The sequence below is a fragment of the Sphingobacterium sp. SYP-B4668 genome (assembly GCF_027627455.1).
In the GTDB taxonomy this organism is placed as follows: domain Bacteria; phylum Bacteroidota; class Bacteroidia; order Sphingobacteriales; family Sphingobacteriaceae; genus Sphingobacterium.
Map to the genome: position 1 here is coordinate 3,824,343 of NZ_CP115483.1, position 22,180 is coordinate 3,846,522.

Sequence of the window (22,180 nt, forward strand, 5' to 3'; positions counted from 1 at the left end):
CCATATCCCTCTGTAATCTAAGTCCATAATTAACAGCGGATATATAATACCCCTTCCCACTCGTCTTTACCCAAACAAATAGTAGTAAAGAAAATGAAAATAAATTTGTCTTAGTGTTTATTATACACTATCTTTGTCTTATCATAATTTAGGTTTATAATTGGTTATAAAGGTTTCCACTCTCCCCGTTTGGAAACCTTTTCTTTTTTATCCATCATGCCTTGTCAATTCTTTTATCGTATGTGCATTTATGCATATAATAGCGAGGCCATTAATCCACACAAAGACGAATACGAGCCCATCATTAAATTATATCATGCATAAGGTATAATGTAACTACTATGTAGGTTTTATGTAGGTTCTATGTAGATATAATACATAGTTAATAGCTATATATCATATACATTATCATTACCTTATTTATACAAGATAGTAACACAATACATATACAACTCAAGCATAACGATAGTTGCTATTTAACTTATTTCGCGTTGTGTATTGGTCACGTATTAAAATTTCATTTTCTGGATTCTAATTGCATTCAAAATAGCAATCAGGGACACGCCAACATCTGCAAACACCGCTTCCCACATGGTAGCTAGACCACCGGCACCCAATATCAATACAATACCTTTCACGACAAATGCCAAGGTGATATTTTGCCAGACCACACGTTTGGTCTGTTTACCAATTTGAATTGCGAGGGGGATTTTAGACGGTTTGTCATCCTGTATCACCACGTCTGCGGTTTCAATCGTCGCATCACTTCCCAACCCACCCATTGCAATACCAACATCACTCAGAGCCACCACAGGTGCATCGTTCACACCATCACCTACAAAGGCTACTGTCATATTTCGGGCTTTTATCTCTTTCAGCCTGTTGACCTTATCTTCGGGTAGTAAGTCGCCATAAGCCTGATCTATCCCCAATTGTTCGGCAACATACCTTACCACCGTACTTTTGTCGCCACTCAGCATTGTAGCCTTTACTTGAAGTTTGTGCAACTGCTCTATGGTATACTTCGCATCCGCTTTGATACGATCTGCTATCGTAATATACCCCACAAACTTGCCCTCATACGCTACAGCAATCGTCGTGTAGACGATAGATGCCGGATCCACATCATACTTCACTTGAAATCTATCCAACAACTTGAAATTTCCCACTAACAATTCCTTACCCTTTACCAGTGCGCGCAGTCCGTGTCCTGCTATTTCCTCGACATTGCCCATCTCCAGTGTATTGTCCACGGCACCAACATGTTGATGAATGGCAGTTGCTACCGGGTGCGTGCTGTTGCTTTCCAAAGCATTGACCATCTTCAAGATCTCCTCTTTATCAAATTCAGGCTTGAAGTTGACATCCTGTACGCTGAACACTCCTTCGGTCATCGTACCAGTTTTGTCCATGACCACATGCTGGATGTTAGCCAGTGCGTCCAAGAAATTACTGCCTTTAAATAAAATTCCATTTCGACTTGCGGCTCCTATTCCTCCAAAATACCCTAGCGGGATAGATATCACCAAAGCACACGGACAAGAAATCACCAAAAATACCAATGCCCGATATAACCATTCGCTAAAACTGTAGTCCTGCACAAAAAAATAGGGCAACAAACATATTCCAATCGCCAAAAACACGACAATTGGCGTATATACTTTTGCAAACTTGCGGATAAAGAGTTCAGTAGGTGCTTTTTGAGTGGTCGCATTTTGCACCAACTCGAGGATTTTACTAAGTTTACTATCCGTATAGGCTGCAGTTACACGCACTAAGCTTACCGTATTCAGATTAATCATCCCAGCCAATACCGCTTCCCCTTTCGCTTTACTATCAGGCTTACTTTCTCCCGTCAGCGCCGCGGTATTGAACGATGCCTTTTCAGAGAGCAGCTCACCATCGAGTCCAAGTTTCTCCCCGGGCTTTAGCTGGATTACAGTCCCTATTTGCGCAGTCTCGGCTTTAATTATACGCGGTTGGCCATCCACCAACACCGTTACTTCATCCGGTCGTTGATCCAGCAACGCTTTGATATTGCTTTTTGCCCTCGATACCGCCAAAGTTTGAAAAACCTCGCCCACCGCATAAAACAGCATCACCGCAACGCCTTCAGGATATTCACCAATGGCAAATGCACCAATTGTCGCAATCCCCATCAAGAAGAACTCGGAGAATACCTCGCCTTTACCCACGCTGACAAGAGCATCTTTTATTACTGGAAATCCTACCGGTATATATGCGACAATATACCACAATGTACGTAACCATCCCGTAAACCAATCCTGTGCAATCCAATTGTCCAGCGCAATGGCCGACATCAAGAGTATAAACGAAAGGATTGCAGGCGAAAACAACTTTACCATTCCTCCTTCTACGTTTGAATGATCATGTCCATCATCATCACTATGCCCAGCATGGTCATGTTTACCATTCCCACCAGCCCCCTTTAGCAAGCTTTTAGCGCCAGCGTCCGTGTATACCCTTGTCGTTTGTCCACAGCAGTCCCCATCATCGGCCGTGCTATATGTATGCTTATGTTTTGTGCTCATATCTTAATTGTTTATCGACATTTAAGTGTTTCTTATCTTTACAAAATTACCTCATACCTGCATGCAATGCTATTGCATAGTTTCATCTAAACAATTTTCACATATGCCCTTCGCAAATAGCCGCACTTCATCGATACGCAAAGTTGCTTGAGAAGGTGCCTGGAAATTAATATCCGTTCGACAGGTCGTCTGCTTGCAAATCCTGCAGTAGAAATGCAAATGCCAATCTTTATGTGTATCTTCATTACAATCATCACTACATAGCCGATACTTACTGGTACTATTCTCTTGTATACTATGCACGATTCCTTTTTCCTCAAAAGTCTTGAGTGTACGGTATATCGTAATCCGATCTGCCGGATAGAAATGATTTTCGATTTCGGATAGTGACCGAGCAACATCCTGAGAAGCCAAAAAATCATATACCAATATCCGCATACTGGTCGGCTTCGTATTCTTCTCTCGCAACTTATTCTCTATTTCGTCGTTCATGTCGATTCTCAATTTCAAAATATATCTCCTCTCCGGATTACATAAATCTACGAATTTTTTAATCTTTCGGACCACCAGCTAAGATTCCAGGTTATTTAGCACTTGATGATGACATCAACACGACCCCTATACTGTTCACCAGTAGAGACAACATCAACCTTGCCCATTACCAGTCGCAATGGTCTCTTGGAAAATGGATACTAAAAAAAATGAAAATAAATTTGTCTTAGTGTTTATTATACACTATCTTTGTTCTATCATAATTTAGGTTTATAATTGGTTATAAAGGTTTCCACTCTCCCCGTTTGGAAACCTTTTCTTTTTTATGGTATTTGACATTTATTACCGGTGATATATTACACAATTTGATTATTTACCACCCACGTATTAGGCAGTAAAGATAGGAAGGGCACCTAGCAAAAAGAAAAAATCCCCATTCAGAGCTGAATGAGGACTTATAGCTCGTTACTGCTTGATTCGCAATACGTGCTTCGTCTGGTTTCGGTAGATAGTCAATCCTATATGCTCTGCATAATTATCCCGTTTGACGATTCTTTGAAAATCAGCTACTGTATTCACCAGCTCCCCTTGGCACGCTACGATGACATCGCCAGGTCGCAATCTTCCATTAAATGAGATGCCCCCCTCACCTACTTTTATCACTAATACGCCCGCTATAGCAGGTAATCCCGCGGCCGACTGTTCGCCCAAGGTCTCGATTGATTTAAATGTCCCTCCTTTCCATTCGTAGACTTCGCTCTTATTTGCCGATTTGGACATCAGCAAGTGAGGTATCTCTGGTCGATCTGCCATTTTCTTTAATCGAGGACTTTTCACTCCGAAATTCAACATATCAAAATTTTGGAATCCAAGTACACGATTACCTACCAACCTAAAGTCCCCCCTCTCTGCATCCTGAAATTCAGGGTCGATTACCTGTCCATGCTCCTCTATTCCTTTTGCTTGGTCTAATGCCAATGCTTCGGCATGAGTATAGTAGTTATAATCGACCGTATCTCCCCAGTATTTGATCTGAATATCCTGATGGGCCTGCATCACCACATTGTTTCGAAATACATCATGGCTATTCCTAAACCAAACATGTGGATGAAATCCATTATTGACCATCACATTGTTGTACACAGTCCTATAAAATCCTTCTCTCAGTTTGAGTCCGCCACTGAGGCACAGATTATTATATATCAGGTAGTTACTTGAACCATCATCCAAGTCGATGTCCCAGCCGTGATCACATTGGAATCGATTGTCGTGAATCAAAGTCGTTTTGACAGCATCTAAAGTAACCCAATTCGGATGTTGGGCAGTCAGACGATCCATCTCCGATCGGTCGGGATGCCAAAACCTATCCCGCCCCCACGAATTGAACGCACCGTGATCACTGGTTTCTAGTACCGTATGGAATACATCATTATATCCGATATCATGGCCTCCCCATGTCCCGTCACCCACATTGATTCCTGCACGCGGTACTTCATAGATGGTATTGTGAAGCACTCGAATGGTCGAGGCCATAGCAATCTGTACCCCTGCCACCTGCTTTTCGATCAATCCTATTCTACGTATCAGATTGTCGCTCACTTCACAGTCTTTTGGGTAATCATCTCCCCTAGGGCCAGGCACTGTATCCATTTCCGCAATTGGAACGAACTCTTCATACCGAAATGCCGGAGATCTTACCGCATCCGGATTGCCGACAAAATTAATCGCCCCCGCACCTATGCGTTCCACCAGATTGTTTGATATCACGACCTCTCGATTGTAGTTGCTTACGAACACGGCATTGCCGCCTAAATCTGTAAAGTCCGATCCAATCACCGTGCAACGCTCAGCTCCTTCGATCAAGACTGCCCCTTGCCGATAGATAGCCCAATCACTTCTTAGCAATGGCTCGGCAGTCTTCATAAATGTAGGTGCAGTATGCACGAAGCTAATTCCTTGTATGCGCACATCGTGCACTGGTCGGCTCCTGCTACCCTTGATGGTCAAGATATTCTCCTGCATGGGCACTTCCAATTTTAGATCGTTGGGATTCACCCCCATTTTCGGATAGTAATACAGTATGCCATCCTCCTCATCCAGATACCATTCATTCACTGCGTCCAGCTCTTCGAACACGTTCTCTACGTACCGATAGGTCTCGTGCATTTTACTCGGCCTATTATTCTGTTCGCCTCCTTCTAATTGCACCTCCCCGTTCTCGTTCTTACCGACCACCCGATAGTGGAACCCACCCCATCGACCAATATGCAAGGCATGTACATATGCTCCTTTTGGAGCTTTCCATCTCTTTACACGTTCTGGAGCTATTGCATCTACGGCATATCCATTAAAAGGCAATACAGTAGGATCATAATTGGGGTATCGCGCCCGTATCATAGGCTCTCCATCCGTGTAGATATGCTGAAAGCTCATCCGCTTTGGCACTTGGCTTTTCCAGATACCATTTCCTACTTCCTCCCACTTGAGCTGCAACGGCGTCGCCCCACTCCAGGTGACGCGTTGTCCTTCCATAGCTTTGATGGTAACAGGAGCAGTTGCTGTACCAGAGGATTCAGGACCAATCAGGAGGGGCTTGTCTATATAATACAAGCCCTCCTTAATAAGTACTTCTATAGCGCCGGTATGGCCTTTTTTCTTCAAGTTGGCTATCTCTTGTACAGCCGCATAGGGCGAAGCATAGGGTCGTTCTTCTGTTCCGGGATTACTATCCTTACCAGACTTGGCAACATAGATTCTCTTGGCCACTGTAGTTTGGGCTGATACAGCTCCCCCTTCCCACATTACTCCTATGATGAACAGCACCAATACTTTGGGGATATACGTTAATGTATGAATCATTTATATAGAATTACTTCGTGAATTCAGTTCATAATTAATAGTCATTCGATCTCTCGCTGATTTGCTCTATTTGTATCGTGGAATTAGTTTTCGGTGGCACTCCTGCTCCTTTTTTTCATCCACGGTTAAACAATCTGTACCACATAGATATTCATTTGATATAAAGGTGCATTCGGTCCAGTATTCCAATATCCGCTACTATACTTGAGGTTTACAGTTCACAATTTAACAAGAATTTTGACAAACGAAGATTTCGGCAATGAAAATATCTGGCTTGTATGAATAGTAATCCGTATTTAGCCTTTTCGCCCTTAGGCCTAAAGCATATCTTAAAAGTAAAAAGGGTCTCTTATGGAGACCCTTTTTACTTTTACCGTACGGAACACTATAATTTGTGTTCTTATTTTATAACTTTTACACGCAGGTCCCGAACATTAACAGTTGTCGAGGATCGAAACATCAATAAATCAAAAGGTTGTTCGACAAAGAAGAGGCTACTCAGATTAGATAAACCTCCGTCTGCAAATATCTCCACCGAATTACGATCGACTAGCAACCTATAGGTCAGCGTCTCGGCATCCAAGATACGCGGAGCTACCGTACGTTTGATAAATGTGGGGCTAAAGTTAGCATCCCCAGCCTTCGAACGATCCACAAAAAATTGGTTGGTAGCCTCATCAAATCCAAGGACCAATTCATCCCCCTTTCCGTTCGACAATACCAAATCAAAAGTCGCCACCTTATCCAATGCAAATGAAAGCTCAAACGCACCGTTGGCCTCCCCGATATACTTGCTCCAGTCGTCGGTTCCGTTTTTCACTTGTACCCCGCCCTTTTCTTGTGTATCCCATGCTCCAAGTTCATCTGTGATTGGAGTCGACACCAAAAGCCAACGTTCGCTGACCTTTTGTAGAGAAAGCGTCCGTGGTATTGTCATCCCACTCCTCCAACTAGATGCAGGTACCGTATTGGCATATGCCCAATTACTCATCCAGCCCATCAAGATCTGCCTATTTTCAGTATTGGAGAATGTAACTCCTGCATAGTTGTCAGGTCCATAGTCCATCCAACGAATATCCTTTTGATCCGACCTAAATGTCGTACCGTCAAAGTCTCCCACGAAATATTGCGTGGCCGACCCCGTATTGGGTCCTCCGGGATTGATACTGACCAACAATACCCATTTATCCCCTTCAGGCGTCTCAAAACGAAGTAAATCTGGGCATTCCCATACTCCTCCATGTGCACCTACCTCATTTCCAAATTCGCTCAATCGTGTCCATTCCTTCAGGTTTTTAGAGCCATAAAAGGTTATCGACTGCTTGGTTGCTAGGGTCATTACCCATTGACCACTACCCGCATGCCACATTACCTTCGGGTCGCGAAAATCCCAAATCCCCGGATTAGGCAACACCGGATTACCTACATACTTGGTCCAGGATTTGCCTTTGTCCAAGCTATAGGCTATGCTCTGATACTGATGCAACCCCGTTTTCGCTTCCTCGATTTTAGGATTATGGTGGGTGAAGATTGCAACTAATGCTCCCTTTCCAAACCCAGCAGTATTATCTTTGTCAATGACCGCACTTCCTGAAAAAATAGTCCCTAGACTATCTGGAAAAAGTGCTATAGGGTGTTCCTCCCAATGAATCAAATCCGTACTCGTCGCATGCCCCCAATGCATAGGTCCCCATACAGTCGTATCAGGATTATGCTGAAAAAACAAGTGATATGTACCATCGAGATATACCATTCCATTCGGATCATTCATCCATCCTTTTTTAGGAGAGAAGTGATAGCTAGGACGATATTTTTCTTGCAGATTATTTTCTTTTTTAGCTGCCGTCTGACAGCTATTGAAGATGGTCAGTATAAGTAGAATACCTAGATATTTCTTCATTACCAAATACTTTTAAGCTTATACAATTCCAACGTTTGCAAGTCAGCCTTACCACCTTTTACCTGGAGGCTATACGTGCGATCGGTCGGATTCAAATTATAGTTCACAGGCATGAATACCTCGCCCTCAGCAGCAAACACCTCTACTCCTGTACGATCCACGAATACTTGCAGATTCAACTTTCCATCCACTAAAGGAGCCTGTGCCCGCACGTTATCGATTTCCAGTTCCTGCTTAGCAACATCATAATTGATTCCCAATCCACGTACTGTCAACTGTATGACCTTCGCATCTTTGGCCATCAATGTCAACTTGATTTCGGCAATCTCTGTATCCACTCCAGCCAATGGATTTTTCATGTCAGGAGTTAGTTCTTTAGCGCTCACTTTAGTAACAGCTCCCCTCAACTTTTGCAGTTCCAATACAGGCGTACGCACGAGTCTTACGCCCTTATTGGTTTGTTTAAGTGCTAGCTCCATAGGGATACTCATCGATTGATTGAAAGAAGAAGCCTCTTTGTTGGTGTGTGTACGCCACCAACCTATCTCTACGCGTCGCCCCTTGGGTTCATCACTAAAAGTCTGGGCTGCGTAGTAATCCCTTCCATGCTGACTGAATAAGCGTTCCTCCTCGGGTAGAAAGGTCTTTCCATCAAAGGTTCCTATCGCATATTGGCTGTTAGCGCCTGTCAATACCCATTTTTTATGGTTTTCATTTCCGTCCACAGGCAGCTCAAAGAATTCCGGACATTCATGCATATAACGATCATCACCTTTACCACCTATGATTTTGCTCGCAAACGTCCAAGATTTCATATCTACTGAGGTAAAGAAATGCATGGTGTGCAGGTCATTGGCTTCCGTCACATAGAGCACCATTACCCAGTGTTTACTAGGCGCATGCCAGATGACCTTAGGGTCGCGATTGCCGTCCGTGATTTTGTCCAATATGGTATGGGGCAACTTGGTAAAGTTGCGGCCATCCAAGGTATAAGCCAGTCCCTGCTCCCATGATTTTTCGGCCGCAGTGTAGTATAGCACTAAAGGTCGATCTTTACCTTTGCCCAGCCCGCTTGTATTCTCAGTATCCACGACACCACCGCCACTGAACATGGTTCCAAACTCATCTGGATATAGCGCTTCGCTCATTTCCTTCCAGTGGATCAAATCCGTCGACACTGCATGTCCCCAATGCATATTGCCCCAGTTCACACCATAAGGATTATGCTGGAAGAAGAGATGATACTCCCCTTTATAATAGGCCATGCCATTCGGATCGTTGTTCCATCCTCGCTTTGGAGAAAAGTGAAACTGTCCACGGAGCGGTTCTTTGTAATCCATCTTATTGCCATCATCGGAGGCCTGCACTACTGGCGAAAAAGCACTACTATTGCTATTCAGTGCATCTACATTAATCGTTAGTGTGCTTCCTTTCCAAGCACTCACGTCCAAGTAGGCATACCAATCAGGGGTGTCATCCGCTAATTCGACGTTAAACCATCTTATCTTGTCTCCGTTGAGCAAGATGTCCACATTTCGCTTAGGCGCTCCATTTTTGACCGGGATCTTCAAGTACTTTTTTCCAACCTCAAATTTGGTAGTAAATGGTTGTTGCCCCATTGTGATCAGAGGCAGTCCTCCACACATCACCAAAAGTAATACTAGTCTGTTTATCATAATTGCATGTTTAAAATAGTTAATTCCAACCGAAATTCTGTATATAAAGTTTTTTACTAAAATTTATCTGTGACAACGGTATGGGAAAATACTCGTCTCGATTTTTCTTAAATACTGAAGCTGCTAAGTAATTGCGCCTCGTTTTCTCTTTCTGCAGGTATTCGTTTACATAGGTATCTGCAATACCCCAACGTACCAAATCAAAGAATCGAAACCCTTCCATCGCTAGCTCCAATCGTCTTTCCCAACGTAGGGCCGCTCTTGCATATGATTGTGTCCAAGTACAATTCACGCCATCTTTGTACTCCGCTACCTTAAATTGACCTGTAGGTGCTCCCCCACTATCTACCAACCGGAATGTACTTTCCGCTGCCCGCTTCCTGATCTTATTGATAATGGGTAAGGCCTCAGCGGATCTTCCCAATTCGATGAGAGCCTCCGCTTTCCACAACAATACATCGTCAAAACGAATAATATCTCTATTCTTACTGCTGCTCATGAATGGATTAACTTTCTTAAAGCAAGGATTGTCATACAGCACCACTTCTTTCAAAGACATATAATTGCCATAAGTTTCGATCTGCCGGATCCAGCTGTTCTGAAAGATAAAATCTGCTTTATATTTGTATGGAAGACCTACCATTGCTACCGTATGTAGTAGCCGTGGATCTACATTCTGTGTTTTCACCTGTGCAGCGGTAGACAAATCTGTACTGTTGAAGCTCGTAAACTGGGGAAGACCTTCTGCATCGGTCTTGAAGGCGTTTACTAAGTTTTGACTGGGTTGATGAAACCCACAACATCCATATTCACCGTTCATCGGGTAGTTGAGCATTGCACTCCAGTCCAAGCGGCCAAATTCGGTTCCATCATTCAATGAATTTTGTACTGCAAAAATGGATTCAGGTCCATTCTCGTACTCGCACAAAAAGTTAAATGCAAAATCTTGTGACAAATCATAGCGGCCCTCCAACTCTTCCACTAGTGCCACCACTTCTTCTAATTTTTGACTATTAATACCCGTCACCTGATGTTGCTCATTCTGCTCATAAGCCGAATACAACAGGGCTTTGGCCAAATAGGCTTGCGCCATGTACTTATTGGCCCGCCCTTTCTGGTCGTCATTTTTCTCAGGCAATTTGGAAGCCGCAAATCTAAATTCGTCTATAATCTTGGTCCATTGCTCTGCATCCGTATATTCGCGATTCGAAACAGTTATATACGCTTCAGGGGCCAATGTTTCATCCACAAATGGTACATATTTAAAAAGCAATTTAAGCTCAAACATATAATGTGCCCTCAAAAATCGCATTTCGGCCGTTCTTACTTCTTTCTTTGGATAATCGGCTACGTCCAATCCATTGATGACTCGCAATGCATTATTCGCCCGAGATATGGCCACATATTGCCTGTACCATTTTTGGTCCAGTCCACCTACATCTACCCGCATAGATACAAACGTTTCATACAGATTCCACTCTTCCATATCGCCCGTTCCAGCACCTCCTTTATAAGCGTCGCCACTTCTCAAGTCACCATAAGGCCATAGGCTATTGGTTTTATTGTTATAATTTTCATTGCCTAATGATGAGTAGGCGGCTATGACCAAGTTCTCGGCAGCTTCAGCATTGTTTAGTTGATTTTCGCCCAATTGGCCCTTAGGATTGATATCTAGGTAATCACTACAACCGCTCAGCAGTAATAGGGATAATGCAGTGTATATTATACTTATCTTTTTTTTCATGACAAGGTTGCAATTAAAATGAAACATTTATGCCGGCAGTAATGGAGAATGGAATCGGGTATCCCGAATTCGGAGTTTCTGGATCTACACCCGTATATTTATTATTTCCCCAATTTTTCTTAAAGGCGAGTAGATTTTCGCCCAATACGTAGAATCGCACTCCTTGGCTTTTTATCCGTTGTAGGGCCTGAGGTGACAAGCTGTATCCCAGTTCCAGTGTCCTCAACTTAAAATACGAAGCACTCTCGACCACATAGCTTGAAAAGCGTTTCTCATTGTTCAGGTCATTAAACGATAAGGCTGGAATATCCGATTGCGGATTTTGGGGCGACCATGCGTCCAACACCCGTGTGCCATAGTTTTCCCCGCCAAAGAAGCTGATAAAGTCCGTATAGCCCTTGGCAGAGTTGTTGACTAGTCCTCCATATACGCCATTCCAGAACATACCGAAGTCCCATTGCTTGTATCCAATCGAAAAGTTGATACCGTAGATAAAATCAGGATCTGCGATTCCCAACCAGGTCCGATCTTCATCCCCTATCCGACCATCTTGGTTGATATCCTTGTACCGAATACGTCCTAACCCCTTCCCCACCTGTTCGGCATGGCTATCCACCTCTTCAGAGGTCCTGAAAAGACCATCTGCGACATAGCCAAACATAGAGTTGAGTGGTCTATTGAGAATGGTTTGGTCTACACCATTTCCAGGATAAGAGTTGATGACATCTTCGGGCAGTTTGACGATTTTATTACGGTAGCCGGCCATATTTCCCGTAATGGAGTATTTCCAATCGTTATGAGATGAACGATAAGAAAGTAGGAGTTCATAGCCTTTATTGGACATGCTCGCGCCATTCACCCATCTATTTCCCCCTTCACCCAGTGTCGCTATAAAGGGTGGAGATATGAGAATATCTTCTGTTTTCTTTTGAAAATAATCAAATGAACCTGTCAATTTTTGATTAAAAAAACCGAAATCAACCCCAATATTGTGTTGCATGGCCGACTCCCAGCGAAGATTGGGATTGGGTTGTTGTATACGTCTATATCCTGAAGGCAATACGCCCGTACCCGCTCCATTGATGTCGTAAGCCGTTCCATTGTCTGGATCCCAAGTAGGGTTGGTAGCATAGCTGGCCTGATACATTCCGAATGAGGCAAAATCCCCGATTTCCTGATTACCCACTTTCCCCCATCCATAGCGGATTTTTAAATCCGAGAGCACTTCTACCGATTTAAGAAAATCCTCTTGACTCACACGCCACCCTGCCGACAGGGCTGGAAACCAACCAAATTGGTTATTGGCCCCAAATCGTGACGAGCCGTCGTATCGTGCCGTAGCAGAAAGCAAGTACTTGTCATCAAAGTTGTAGTTTACTTTACCAAAGTAAGAAAGCAAGCGATAGACCGTACCACTGCCGCTATTGGTCTGAATACCTTCTCCCGCATCCAAGTACATATAATCGGGGTCTTCAGACGCAAACTTACGACGTCCGGCTTGTAGGTTTTCAGCATAATAATCGATTATTTCCTGACCTGCCAAGAAGTCAAAATGATGCTTGTCCTGCACATCCAATTTATAGGTAAGGGTATTGTTCCAGACATAGTTGCCCCATCTGTTGTTCACGTTGCTCAAACTAGCGGTATTTTCAGACATGAATCCAGACACATAGGTTTTCTGCATATTTCGGTCCCACAAAAAGGAATAGTCCATCCCCAGCATCGATCTGAATTTCAAGTTTTCCAATAGTTTCACTTCCATGAACATGTCCCCGAATAGGCGCAACATGTTCCGTCTATTTTGCGCATTGTCAGCAATAAGCCTAACTGGATTCTGTCTATCGCTCATCCCGGCTACCGGCCCACCCCAACCGATACCATCTATCGTATGTACAGGCACTATAGGTTGTATATTACGTGTTCGGTCCAGCACATTTCCCAGTACATCCTGCTGTATCTTGGTAATGGAGAGATTTTCACCAATCTTCACACGGTCGTTAAGCAGACTAAAGTCCGTGTTCAAACGGCCCGAGAGGCGTTCAAAATAGGTTCCCCGTACCGTTCCTTGATTATCGAAATAATCCACTGCAAATAGTGCACGGCTCTTATTATTACCGGTCATTATGCTCAGGTTATAATTTTGGACCAAAGCCGTTTGCCCCACCTCTTCTACCCAATCTGTATTTGCTGCGCGCATGGTCTTGGCATCATCAATGTATTCGGGCAGGATGATTTCATCCAACCGCCAAGTGCCATCACCGTTCTGTGCATCCCTAAATCTGTATACTCCGAAATTGGGATCCGTACCGTCATTACGCGCAGCTCGCCACTGCACGTACCCTCGCTGCTGTGTATCCAACCAATCCAGTGATTTTGAATAGTTTTTGATACCCGTAGACACCCGCGCATCTACCCGAGTACCACCCTTTTCTCCTTTTTTGGTCGTGATAATGATTACCCCATTGGCGGCCCGAGACCCGTAAATACTTGAAGATGATGCATCTTTCAATATTTGGATCGACTCAATATCCAGTCCTGATATTTCGTTCATAGATTTGGTACTCGGCATACCATCTATGATATAGAGGGGGCTGTTGTTACCCAGTGTCCCAATCCCTCGGATCAGGACATTGGCCGATCCATCAGGTGAGCCATTCGTCGTAATAAATGCTCCAGGCACTCTTCCCTGCAAGCTTTTCATCACATTCCCCGTCAGTGGCGCATTAATCTCATCCATCTTGACCACAGCTACAGCTCCCGTAAGATCAGCTTTGCGCTGGGTCTGATAGCCTGTCACGACAACTTCTTCCAGTTCTTCCCCCTCGGCCATCGTCACAACCACATTATGTTGATCGCCGACCGTCAAGAAGGTCGTCTTCTTCCCCACACGCGTGAAGCGTACCTGCGCCCCTTTAACAGCATTGATTTTAAAATTTCCACTTTCATCGCTGGCCGTCACATTTTGTGTCCCCATTACGGTGACTGTCACATCGGATAGCGGAAGTCCGTTCATATCTGAAATTTTTCCAGACAACGGAATGTCCTGAGCATACACGATTGTAAACATGCATGCCAAGAACAATAGTGTTAAGACTATTCCTCTCATAGTTTAGTAAATTTTGTTTGTTTATAATTTATAGTTGATTAAGATGTTGCGTTGGTTAGGCTGCTTATCTAGCCTGAATCAACCTCCCCTCTCCCCAAGTAATGTATCCATTCAAACCGATTGATTGTGCTGGCATCATAGCTCGGACATGCGCCTGTACTCTGTGTCACAAAGGCACTCAATGTGGCTGCAAACCCCATTATCTCTTCCATACTGATATCCACACTATTACGCATCCTGTTAGACAAAAAAGCCGCCAAAAAAGAATCTCCACTCCCAATGGTATCTTTCACTTCTACTGGATAAGCCGGAAAATGATAGCTTATTGCTGCACGTCTAGCATGATAGATAGCCCCTGCAGCTCCATAAGTTACAATGGCCTCATCTATCCCATACCGCTGCATTATCTCTTCCACAAACTGTCCATCATTATCACCCTTGGGTAGATCCAGCCACTGGGCAATCATTCCAAGCTCCTCCCTATTCATCTTCACCAAATCGGCGTAGCCTAATAGTTCAAGCACACGTGCTTTCGTATAAAAGGGGGCGCGTAAGTTTACATCCAAGACTTTATATGGAGCTACCCGTAAGAGATGCTTCAACGTATTATATGAAATTTCGTGTCGAGAAGAAAGGCTGCCAAAAACGAGGAAATCTGCCTGTTGAATAGCATCTAGATTAGCCTCGTGCAATTGAATATAATCCCAAGCGACTGGGTATACTATTTCATACGTCACCTCTTTATGTGCATCAATGTGTACTTCTACCGTAGATGTTGCATGCGCTTTATCCACCTGAAAGAGCTGGGTAGGTACTCCCAGTGCTTCGCATAGTGCAATCAGCTCATCGCCATCTTTATCTTTTCCCACCCGCGTAAGCATCTGTGTCTCCACACCCAACATATTGAGGTGATAGGCTACATTCAAGGGTGCACCACCAAGTTTTTTGCCTGTTGGCAGGTTGTCCCACAACACCTCCCCAAAACAGACTCCTTTGATTGCCAATTGTTCGTTTTTCATACTCAATGCAAATTAATGGTTTGATCCATATTCTCTAAGGATGTACCTTTGGTCTCAGGCATCATTCGGAGTACAAATACGAGCTGTAAAACCATAAAACCTGCAAATATCAAAAAGGTATATCCGCCGCCCAAGAATTCGGTTAGTGCCGGAAAACAAAATGTAATCACAGCTGCCATCACCCAATGGGTAAGGCTCCCAATTGTCTGTCCCTTGGCCCGAACTTCATTCGGAAATATCTCGGAGATAAAGACCCAGATAACCGCTCCCTGCGAAAAGGCAAAGAATGCGATATACAGCATCAGATAGAAAGTAATAGAAAGCCCTTCGGTATGTCCTGAGAAAAAAGCAAATGACACCAGTCCTAATGCTACGATAAGTCCTATTGACCCCACCAACATCAACTTTCGACGACCTATACGATCGATGAAATTTATAGCTAATAAGGTGAAGATAAAGTTGACTAAGCCTATTCCTACTGTAGAGAGGAGAGAGCTTTGCGCTCCCAAACCGGCCATTTCGAATACACGTGGAGCGTAATATATAATAGCATTGATCCCCGATACCTGATTGAACACAGCAAACAAGATGGCCAATAGCAACGGCGTCCGATATTGCTTTGAAAATAAAGGCGCAGCCTGTTGTCCCGAAGGTTGATTAACATGGCGGCTTTCTAGAATACGTTGGACCTCTTCTTCATAATTGTCCGCATTAATCTTTTTCATGGTCGCCTCAGCTTCTTCGCGCCTGTCACGATGTAACAATAACCATCTCGGACTCTCGGGAATGAAAAATATCAAGACAAAGAATAGCGCAGCAGGAAAAGCCTGTACCCCCAGCATCCACCTCCAAGATTCTTCACCCCACTGACCTATCAAATAATTGGACAAGTAGGCTATTAGAATCCCGAACACTACATTGAATTGAAACAACCCGACCAACTTGCCCCTAGACTTGGCAGGTGATATCTCTGTAATGTATATGGGCGCCGTTACTGAAGATACCCCGACCCCAATCCCACCCAAGAAGCGAAATATCATGAATAGTGGCCAATCTTGGGCTATCGCCGTACCAATAGCAGAGAAGAAATAAAGGAGCGCAACGACAAAGAGGGTATTTTTTCGTCCAAATCTATCGGAAGGCAAAGCTCCTAAAGCAGCGCCCACTACTGTACCAATCAAAGCAATGGCCATCGTGAGCCCATGCTCAAATTCGGTTAAATTCCAAAATACCTGCACTGCTTTCTCTGCGCCGGAAATTACCGCTGTATCAAACCCAAATAAAAAACCTCCCAAGGCCACTACAAATGACCAGGCCAACACCATGTTTTTGTTCATATCACTTTATAATTGATTAGAAGCAAATCTAGATGCTCGATAGGCTCTGGGATATATAAATCCACGACAAATTGAATAAAATTTGTTACACAGTGAATAATAAATTCAAACACCTAAATATCAATTAATTACAACAACAATGGAAATATAGATTCGTGATTATTGAACAGAAAATTTCACTTCTGATTCATTCCGACACGCCAATTAAACAATGTACTTTTTACACTAAGTATTTACGATAGAGTGTCAAAAAACAAAAACATGTATATTGCCTTACGTTTAGCACAAATCAGTCATGCCTAGAAGTCTAATATCACTTTTCATTCTGTCGATGTTGTTATGCATTTCCTGCCATCAGCAAGAGACCAAAGGAAAGTATACCATTGCATTCTCCCAATGTATTGGGACTGATGCTTGGCGCCAAACCATGTTACAGGAAATGAAGCGTGAACTTAGTTTTCATCCCGAAGTGACATTTCTGTATGCCGATGCACAAGGCAACAGCCAGCAACAGATAAAACAAATAGCGTCTTTCTTAAAGCAAGATATAGACCTGCTGATTGTATCTCCCAATGAGGCCGATCCACTCACCCCTATTGTCAATTCCACTTATCAGCAGAATATTCCGGTCATCGTCACCGATCGCAAGACTTCCTCCCATCTATATAATGCCTATGTAGGTGCAGATAATGTAGCTATTGGCAATCTGGCAGGTAAATATATCGGCAATATGCTCAATGGTAAAGGTAACATTGCTCTAATCACCGGCCTAAAAGGTACTTCAGCCTCTATGGAAAGGGAAAAAGGATTGCGAGAATCCCTACGTGATTATCCGTTGATACAAATCGGTACCGTTTTAGAAGGGCAATGGGAAAGAGCAAAAGCCCGCAACACAGCACAAGCACATATCGACGAATTGGAAAGCAGTGACCTTATTTTTGCCTTCAACGATCAAATGGCTTTGGGCGTACGCGAGAGTTTACTGCAACAAAATAAAGCTGTCAACAAAATCATTATTGGCGTGGATGCACTCCCTGGTCCAGCTAATGGATTGGAACAAATTACCAAAGGACATCTCCAAGCTTCTATGCTCTATCCTACAGGCGGGGCCGAAGCGATACGGACAGCTATGGCCATCCTTCAAAAAAAATCCTACCAACGAGACAATCTGTTGGGAACACTGGTCATTGATAGCAGCAATGCCAATCTGATGGCATTACAATCCAAGAAAATCGAACTGCAACAGGCTGATATTGACCGGCAGCAAGTCTTGATGAGTGAACAGAGTAAAATTTACAACGACCAAAAGGCCATCCTCAATGTATTGATCGTCAGTCTGGTGATGGCTGTTGTATTTGGTGGAATATCCATCATCGTCATCAAGAGCAATTGGAACAAAAATAAGCACCTAGAAATCCAAAATAGAGAAATCCTACAACAGCAACAGCAGCTCATTGAAATGAGCGAACAGGTCAAAGAGGCCTCTGAAGCGCGCAGCAATTTTTTCACGAATGTATCACACGAGTTCAAGACTCCGCTGACGTTGATTCTTGCTCCGGTCGACGAGCTCCTTAAAGAAAAAGGAATATCAAACGACAGTAAAGAACAGCTTCAACGTATCCGACGGAGTGCCCATAAATTACTCCAGCTTGTCAATGAACTAATTGATATCCACAAGATATCCAAGTCCAAGATTACATTACAGGCCGCTCCGGTACAAGTAGATCATTTTATGCATCAAGTGATTACCACGTTCAAACCCCTTTCCACTCGCCATCGGATATCACTATCCTATAGCAACAGGGCGCAAGTCAAGGAACTCTGGTTTGACGAATATCTACTCGAGCAGGTGATGTCAAATCTACTTTCTAATGCCTTTAAATTTACAGAGAAGAACGGTAAAATCGAAGTCATTCTTGAACGTAACACCTTTGGAGACCATGTGTATTTACGTGTAATAGACAATGGCCGAGGAATCAGCGCAGAGCATCTAGACCATGTATTCGACCCGTTTTATCAAGGCGGGTATAGTCCTGAAGGCTCGGGCATAGGACTCTCTTACGTTCAAGAAATCATCAACCTCCACCATGGCCAGATTACCGTCAGCAGCAAGCTCGGTGAGGGCTCCTGCTTTACCGTACGCCTACCTATAGGTCACGTCCATCTCAAAGACACCGAGCGTCGGCAATCAGTTATTCCCGTGGTACCAATCAGCAATCCAGCTTTACTGAGCAACGATTATAGTCCCAAAATCGTAGAAGACGAAATCAGTTTCACTTCTATCAAGCTACCGAGCATACTTCTTATCGACGATCATGCCGACATCCGGATATTCTTAAAAGAACTCCTAAAGCAGGAGTATAATATTTATACCGCCGATAGCTATGATCGCGCCGTACAGATAGCTACTAGCAAACTTCCGGATTTGATTGTGTGTGACGTGATGTTGCCCGACAAAAGTGGCATCGATGTATTGAAACGCCTTAAATTTGATGCACAGACCTCACATATCCCCATCATACTCCTTACAGCCATCGATTCCGACGAGGGCAAGATAGCAGGGCTCAAAGCCATGGCGGATGCCTATTTAACAAAGCCATTCAATGCCGACCATCTAAAGGCCGTAATTGAAAACTTGCTCTATCTTCGCCGCGAGTTAAAAGAACGATACATCAGTGAAATCGAACCTATGGACGAGCTTACCGACCGCAGCTATTCAGATCAGGACAAGCGATTCCTCAACAGCCTTTCCGCAGTGGTAGAGACTCGCCTATCCGATGCGAAATTAAGCGTGGAAGACATCAGCACCGAGCTTAATATGTCTCGCGTACAACTGTACCGAAAAGTGAAGGCCCTCCTTCAATGTAGTGTCAACGAGTACCTGTTACAACGAAGACTAAAGAAAGCTAAGCATCTCATCATTGAAGGTCTCAACATCAACGAAATCGCTGAAAAGGTAGGTTTTTCATCATCAGCCTATTTTACGTCAGCCTTTAAGAAACATTGTGGAATGACCCCGTCCACTTTCAAAAAGGAGAAAATTAAATAGTAGTGTAAATTGGGAACCAAGTAGTACGTATTTAGTATTAAGGTTATCGCATAAAACGCAATGATTAGCGTACAATCGGCAGCTTCTGAGCAGCGAGGTATACTTATCACTCCTTGTGTCGTATTCTCTATCTTGTAAAAATACCCAAACAACTATTTCCACTACCTGCCATCCACGAACCATACCCTATTTACAGTCACTAAATGTTAAAAAAATCCCAACGTTTGCGTATTCCAATTTTAGATTTTACCTTGATACTTTGATTCGCTTCGGAAAGAGCGAATCCTAGAGGGGGACAGCGTTTAAATTCAAACAACTTGAAATAATGTACAGGCCAATAGTCTTTATAGTATGTTTAATTACGAGTGTATGTTTATTCAACTCTTGTATTTCTAGATTAAGTAGACCGGCAATTACGGGGTATATTTATGATTACGACAATAAGCCTGTCGCCAACTGTCGCGTGGGAGAAACCCAAACTGATGAAAATGGCAAATTCTATTTAAAGGAAATCCGAACCAATCGTTTTCTCCTAACCGAAATATTCGCCATGGAAGCTCCCCCCATCTTTTTCACACTTGACATCGAGAAAGAAGGTTATAAAAGTTACAGCACCAACTTCTTCCACAAGTACGGAGGTGGTCGAGCCAAAGGTGCTCTTGACAACTTGGATACCGTATATATCAAACGTATCAACGAGACCATACTCCCCGAAAACTACCTTTATACAGACTGGCACTTTGCCGCCAATAAGGATTTGGATACTCTCTATGGGATTAACAAAAATTACAACATGCAAAATCCCATAACCAACACCCCCCACTTTGATTCCAAATTTCACAGTGGTATGATCTACAAATTCACAAGCTCAACAAAGCCTGACTCCGCGTGGAACCCCGAGTCATACGACCTAGAAACTACCTATTGGGTTTCCCTCAGAGAAGATGGTCTATATGAAGGCAAAAAGACCCTAAAGTATCTAAATCCTTGGCGGCATCGAATGGAATACGATAGAACATATCGTGAGGCTTACACCATTCCGAGCGATAGCACGACAACGAAGGGGACCTTTACTTTTTTGAATAACACCATTCGTTTCGATCGTCATTTTACCAATTCCAATACGCTTTACAGCATTGACTCCATCGATCGGGATATGATAATATTGACCAAAATCAAAGGAAGATAGTGAGGTCCTCTCGCTTTCCATTGTCTTCTTTGCGATGAAGAGGACATGCAGTAGCGTCTTATATTTGCATTTGGCGAACTCAGTATGGTCAATGCAACATAACAAGCCCTCCTCAACATCTCCATCTCTACTATAATTCAATAATTTGGACGTAAAGATTTTTATCTTTAATTTAGAATTCGTTAAACACAAAATGTATTTCATGAAACCGACACTCTTTTTAATTGGCGCAACCTTATCTATTTTATCCTGCAACAATCCACAAAAGCAAACTCAAGAATCCGAAACTCCAACAGAGCAAACCCAACAAGTTGCTTCAGAAAATCAAACGTCAAGCACCAAATTTTCTATTGAAAACATCCCATTTTCCACAACAGATTTAGGTGACTTTCCTTTTTTCACCGCACCTGATGGAGCCATATACGTCAACAATACAAAAACGAAGCCATTTGATTTTATCGTTTTTGTAACACCCGATGATATCTTTGAAGTGGAAGGTAAGACCTATAGATCATGGGTGCATGCGGATAAAGAGAGTAAAGCAGAGCTATCGGGACGCTACCTCTTCAAGAGCTATGATGATGCCATCACCCAAGCTGGTGGAGTCAAGATCTTTGAGGGGATACTGGACGGCAACCGATTAGAGCAATACAACAAATTATGTACCTATGCTGGAGATGACGGTAGCTTCATTCCAAATGGTGACCAACAGATTGTAACGTATGTAATTCGTAGAAAAGAAGGTAATATCTATATTGCTTTGGAGAAAAAGGACTTTCCTTCGACTTCCATCCAGATTGTTCAAGAGAAACCCTTCGAGCAGACGATTAAAAAAATCACATCCGATGATATTGTCAAGGACTTAACAGAAAAAGGAAAATCCATTCTATACATTAATTTTGAAACAGACAAATCTAATGTCACTGCAGAAGGCAAAGAAGCTGTAGAACAGATATTGGGTGCACTCACGAAGGATAAATCTTTAAAAATAGCTATTGAAGGTCACACAGACAATAGCGGTGAGGCTGCACACAACAAAGCGCTATCAAACGACCGCGCTAATTCAGTGATGAATCTCTTGGTAGCAGATGGAGTTGATAAATCCCGTTTAACAGCTAAGGGCTTCGGGGCCGAACGCCCATTGTTCGCCAATGATTCTGAGGAGAACAAAGCAAAGAACCGACGGGTCGAACTCATAAAAATCAATTAATACAGAAAGGCCTTTGTTATAAACAGCAAAGGCCTTTTGCTTCAACC

At 43.3% G+C, this 22,180-nt stretch carries 12 protein-coding genes; 3 read left to right on the forward strand and 9 right to left on the reverse strand.

Features of this window, described 5'->3' with window-relative positions; translation table 11 throughout:
- Positions 1-509: 509 nt before the first annotated feature.
- From OQ289_RS15715 to OQ289_RS15755, 9 genes are all read right to left on the reverse strand, one after another.
- The gene (locus OQ289_RS15715) at positions 510-2,552 is read right to left on the reverse strand and encodes a heavy metal translocating P-type ATPase (protein ID WP_270087798.1); all 2,043 of its coding nucleotides are present in this window, start codon (positions 2,550-2,552) and stop codon (positions 510-512) included.
- Between the two features lie 69 nt (positions 2,553-2,621).
- Positions 2,622-3,044: a Fur family transcriptional regulator gene (locus OQ289_RS15720; RefSeq protein WP_270087799.1), complete on the reverse strand. Its 423-nt coding sequence runs from the start codon at positions 3,042-3,044 to the stop codon at positions 2,622-2,624.
- Between the two features lie 465 nt (positions 3,045-3,509).
- Positions 3,510-5,903, reverse strand: a complete 2,394-nt coding sequence (locus tag OQ289_RS15725; protein ID WP_270087800.1) for a PDZ domain-containing protein — start codon at positions 5,901-5,903, stop codon at positions 3,510-3,512.
- Between the two features lie 400 nt (positions 5,904-6,303).
- Complete coding sequence (locus tag OQ289_RS15730) at positions 6,304-7,803, reverse strand: glycoside hydrolase family 32 protein (protein ID WP_033563291.1); 1,500 nt, start codon at positions 7,801-7,803, stop codon at positions 6,304-6,306.
- Positions 7,803-9,479 carry a GH32 C-terminal domain-containing protein gene (locus OQ289_RS15735; protein WP_270087801.1) on the reverse strand — a complete coding sequence of 559 codons (1,677 nt, stop codon included), beginning with the start codon at positions 9,477-9,479 and terminating at the stop codon, positions 7,803-7,805. The genes OQ289_RS15730 and OQ289_RS15735 overlap by 1 nt, the downstream gene beginning before the upstream one ends.
- A 19-nt stretch (positions 9,480-9,498) precedes the next feature.
- A complete protein-coding gene (locus OQ289_RS15740) occupies positions 9,499-11,223 on the reverse strand; it encodes a RagB/SusD family nutrient uptake outer membrane protein (protein WP_270087802.1) in 1,725 nt (574 codons plus the stop codon).
- Positions 11,224-11,236: 13 nt separating this feature from the next.
- Positions 11,237-14,329, reverse strand: a complete 3,093-nt coding sequence (locus OQ289_RS15745; RefSeq protein WP_270087803.1) for a SusC/RagA family TonB-linked outer membrane protein — start codon at positions 14,327-14,329, stop codon at positions 11,237-11,239.
- Positions 14,330-14,397: 68 nt separating this feature from the next.
- Positions 14,398-15,348, reverse strand: coding sequence for a carbohydrate kinase family protein (locus tag OQ289_RS15750; RefSeq protein ID WP_270087804.1), 951 nt, complete (start codon positions 15,346-15,348; stop codon positions 14,398-14,400).
- 2 nt (positions 15,349-15,350) lie between these two features.
- On the reverse strand, positions 15,351-16,685 hold the full coding sequence (locus tag OQ289_RS15755) for a sugar porter family MFS transporter (RefSeq protein ID WP_033563293.1): 1,335 nt from the start codon (positions 16,683-16,685) through the stop codon (positions 15,351-15,353).
- A gap of 295 nt (positions 16,686-16,980) precedes the next feature.
- On the opposite strand from OQ289_RS15755, the gene OQ289_RS15760 reads away from it, so the two are divergent.
- The 3 genes from OQ289_RS15760 to OQ289_RS15770 all read left to right on the forward strand — a co-directional run bounded on the left by OQ289_RS15760 (position 16,981) and on the right by OQ289_RS15770 (position 22,133).
- A complete protein-coding gene (locus OQ289_RS15760) occupies positions 16,981-19,734 on the forward strand; it encodes a substrate-binding domain-containing protein (protein WP_033563294.1) in 2,754 nt (917 codons plus the stop codon).
- Between the two features lie 325 nt (positions 19,735-20,059).
- Positions 20,060-20,923: a hypothetical protein gene (locus OQ289_RS15765; protein WP_156142752.1), complete on the forward strand. Its 864-nt coding sequence runs from the start codon at positions 20,060-20,062 to the stop codon at positions 20,921-20,923.
- Between the two features lie 202 nt (positions 20,924-21,125).
- Entirely contained in the window at positions 21,126-22,133 is a 1,008-nt protein-coding gene (locus tag OQ289_RS15770; RefSeq protein ID WP_270087805.1) for an OmpA family protein, read from the forward strand.
- Positions 22,134-22,180 lie beyond the last annotated feature (47 nt).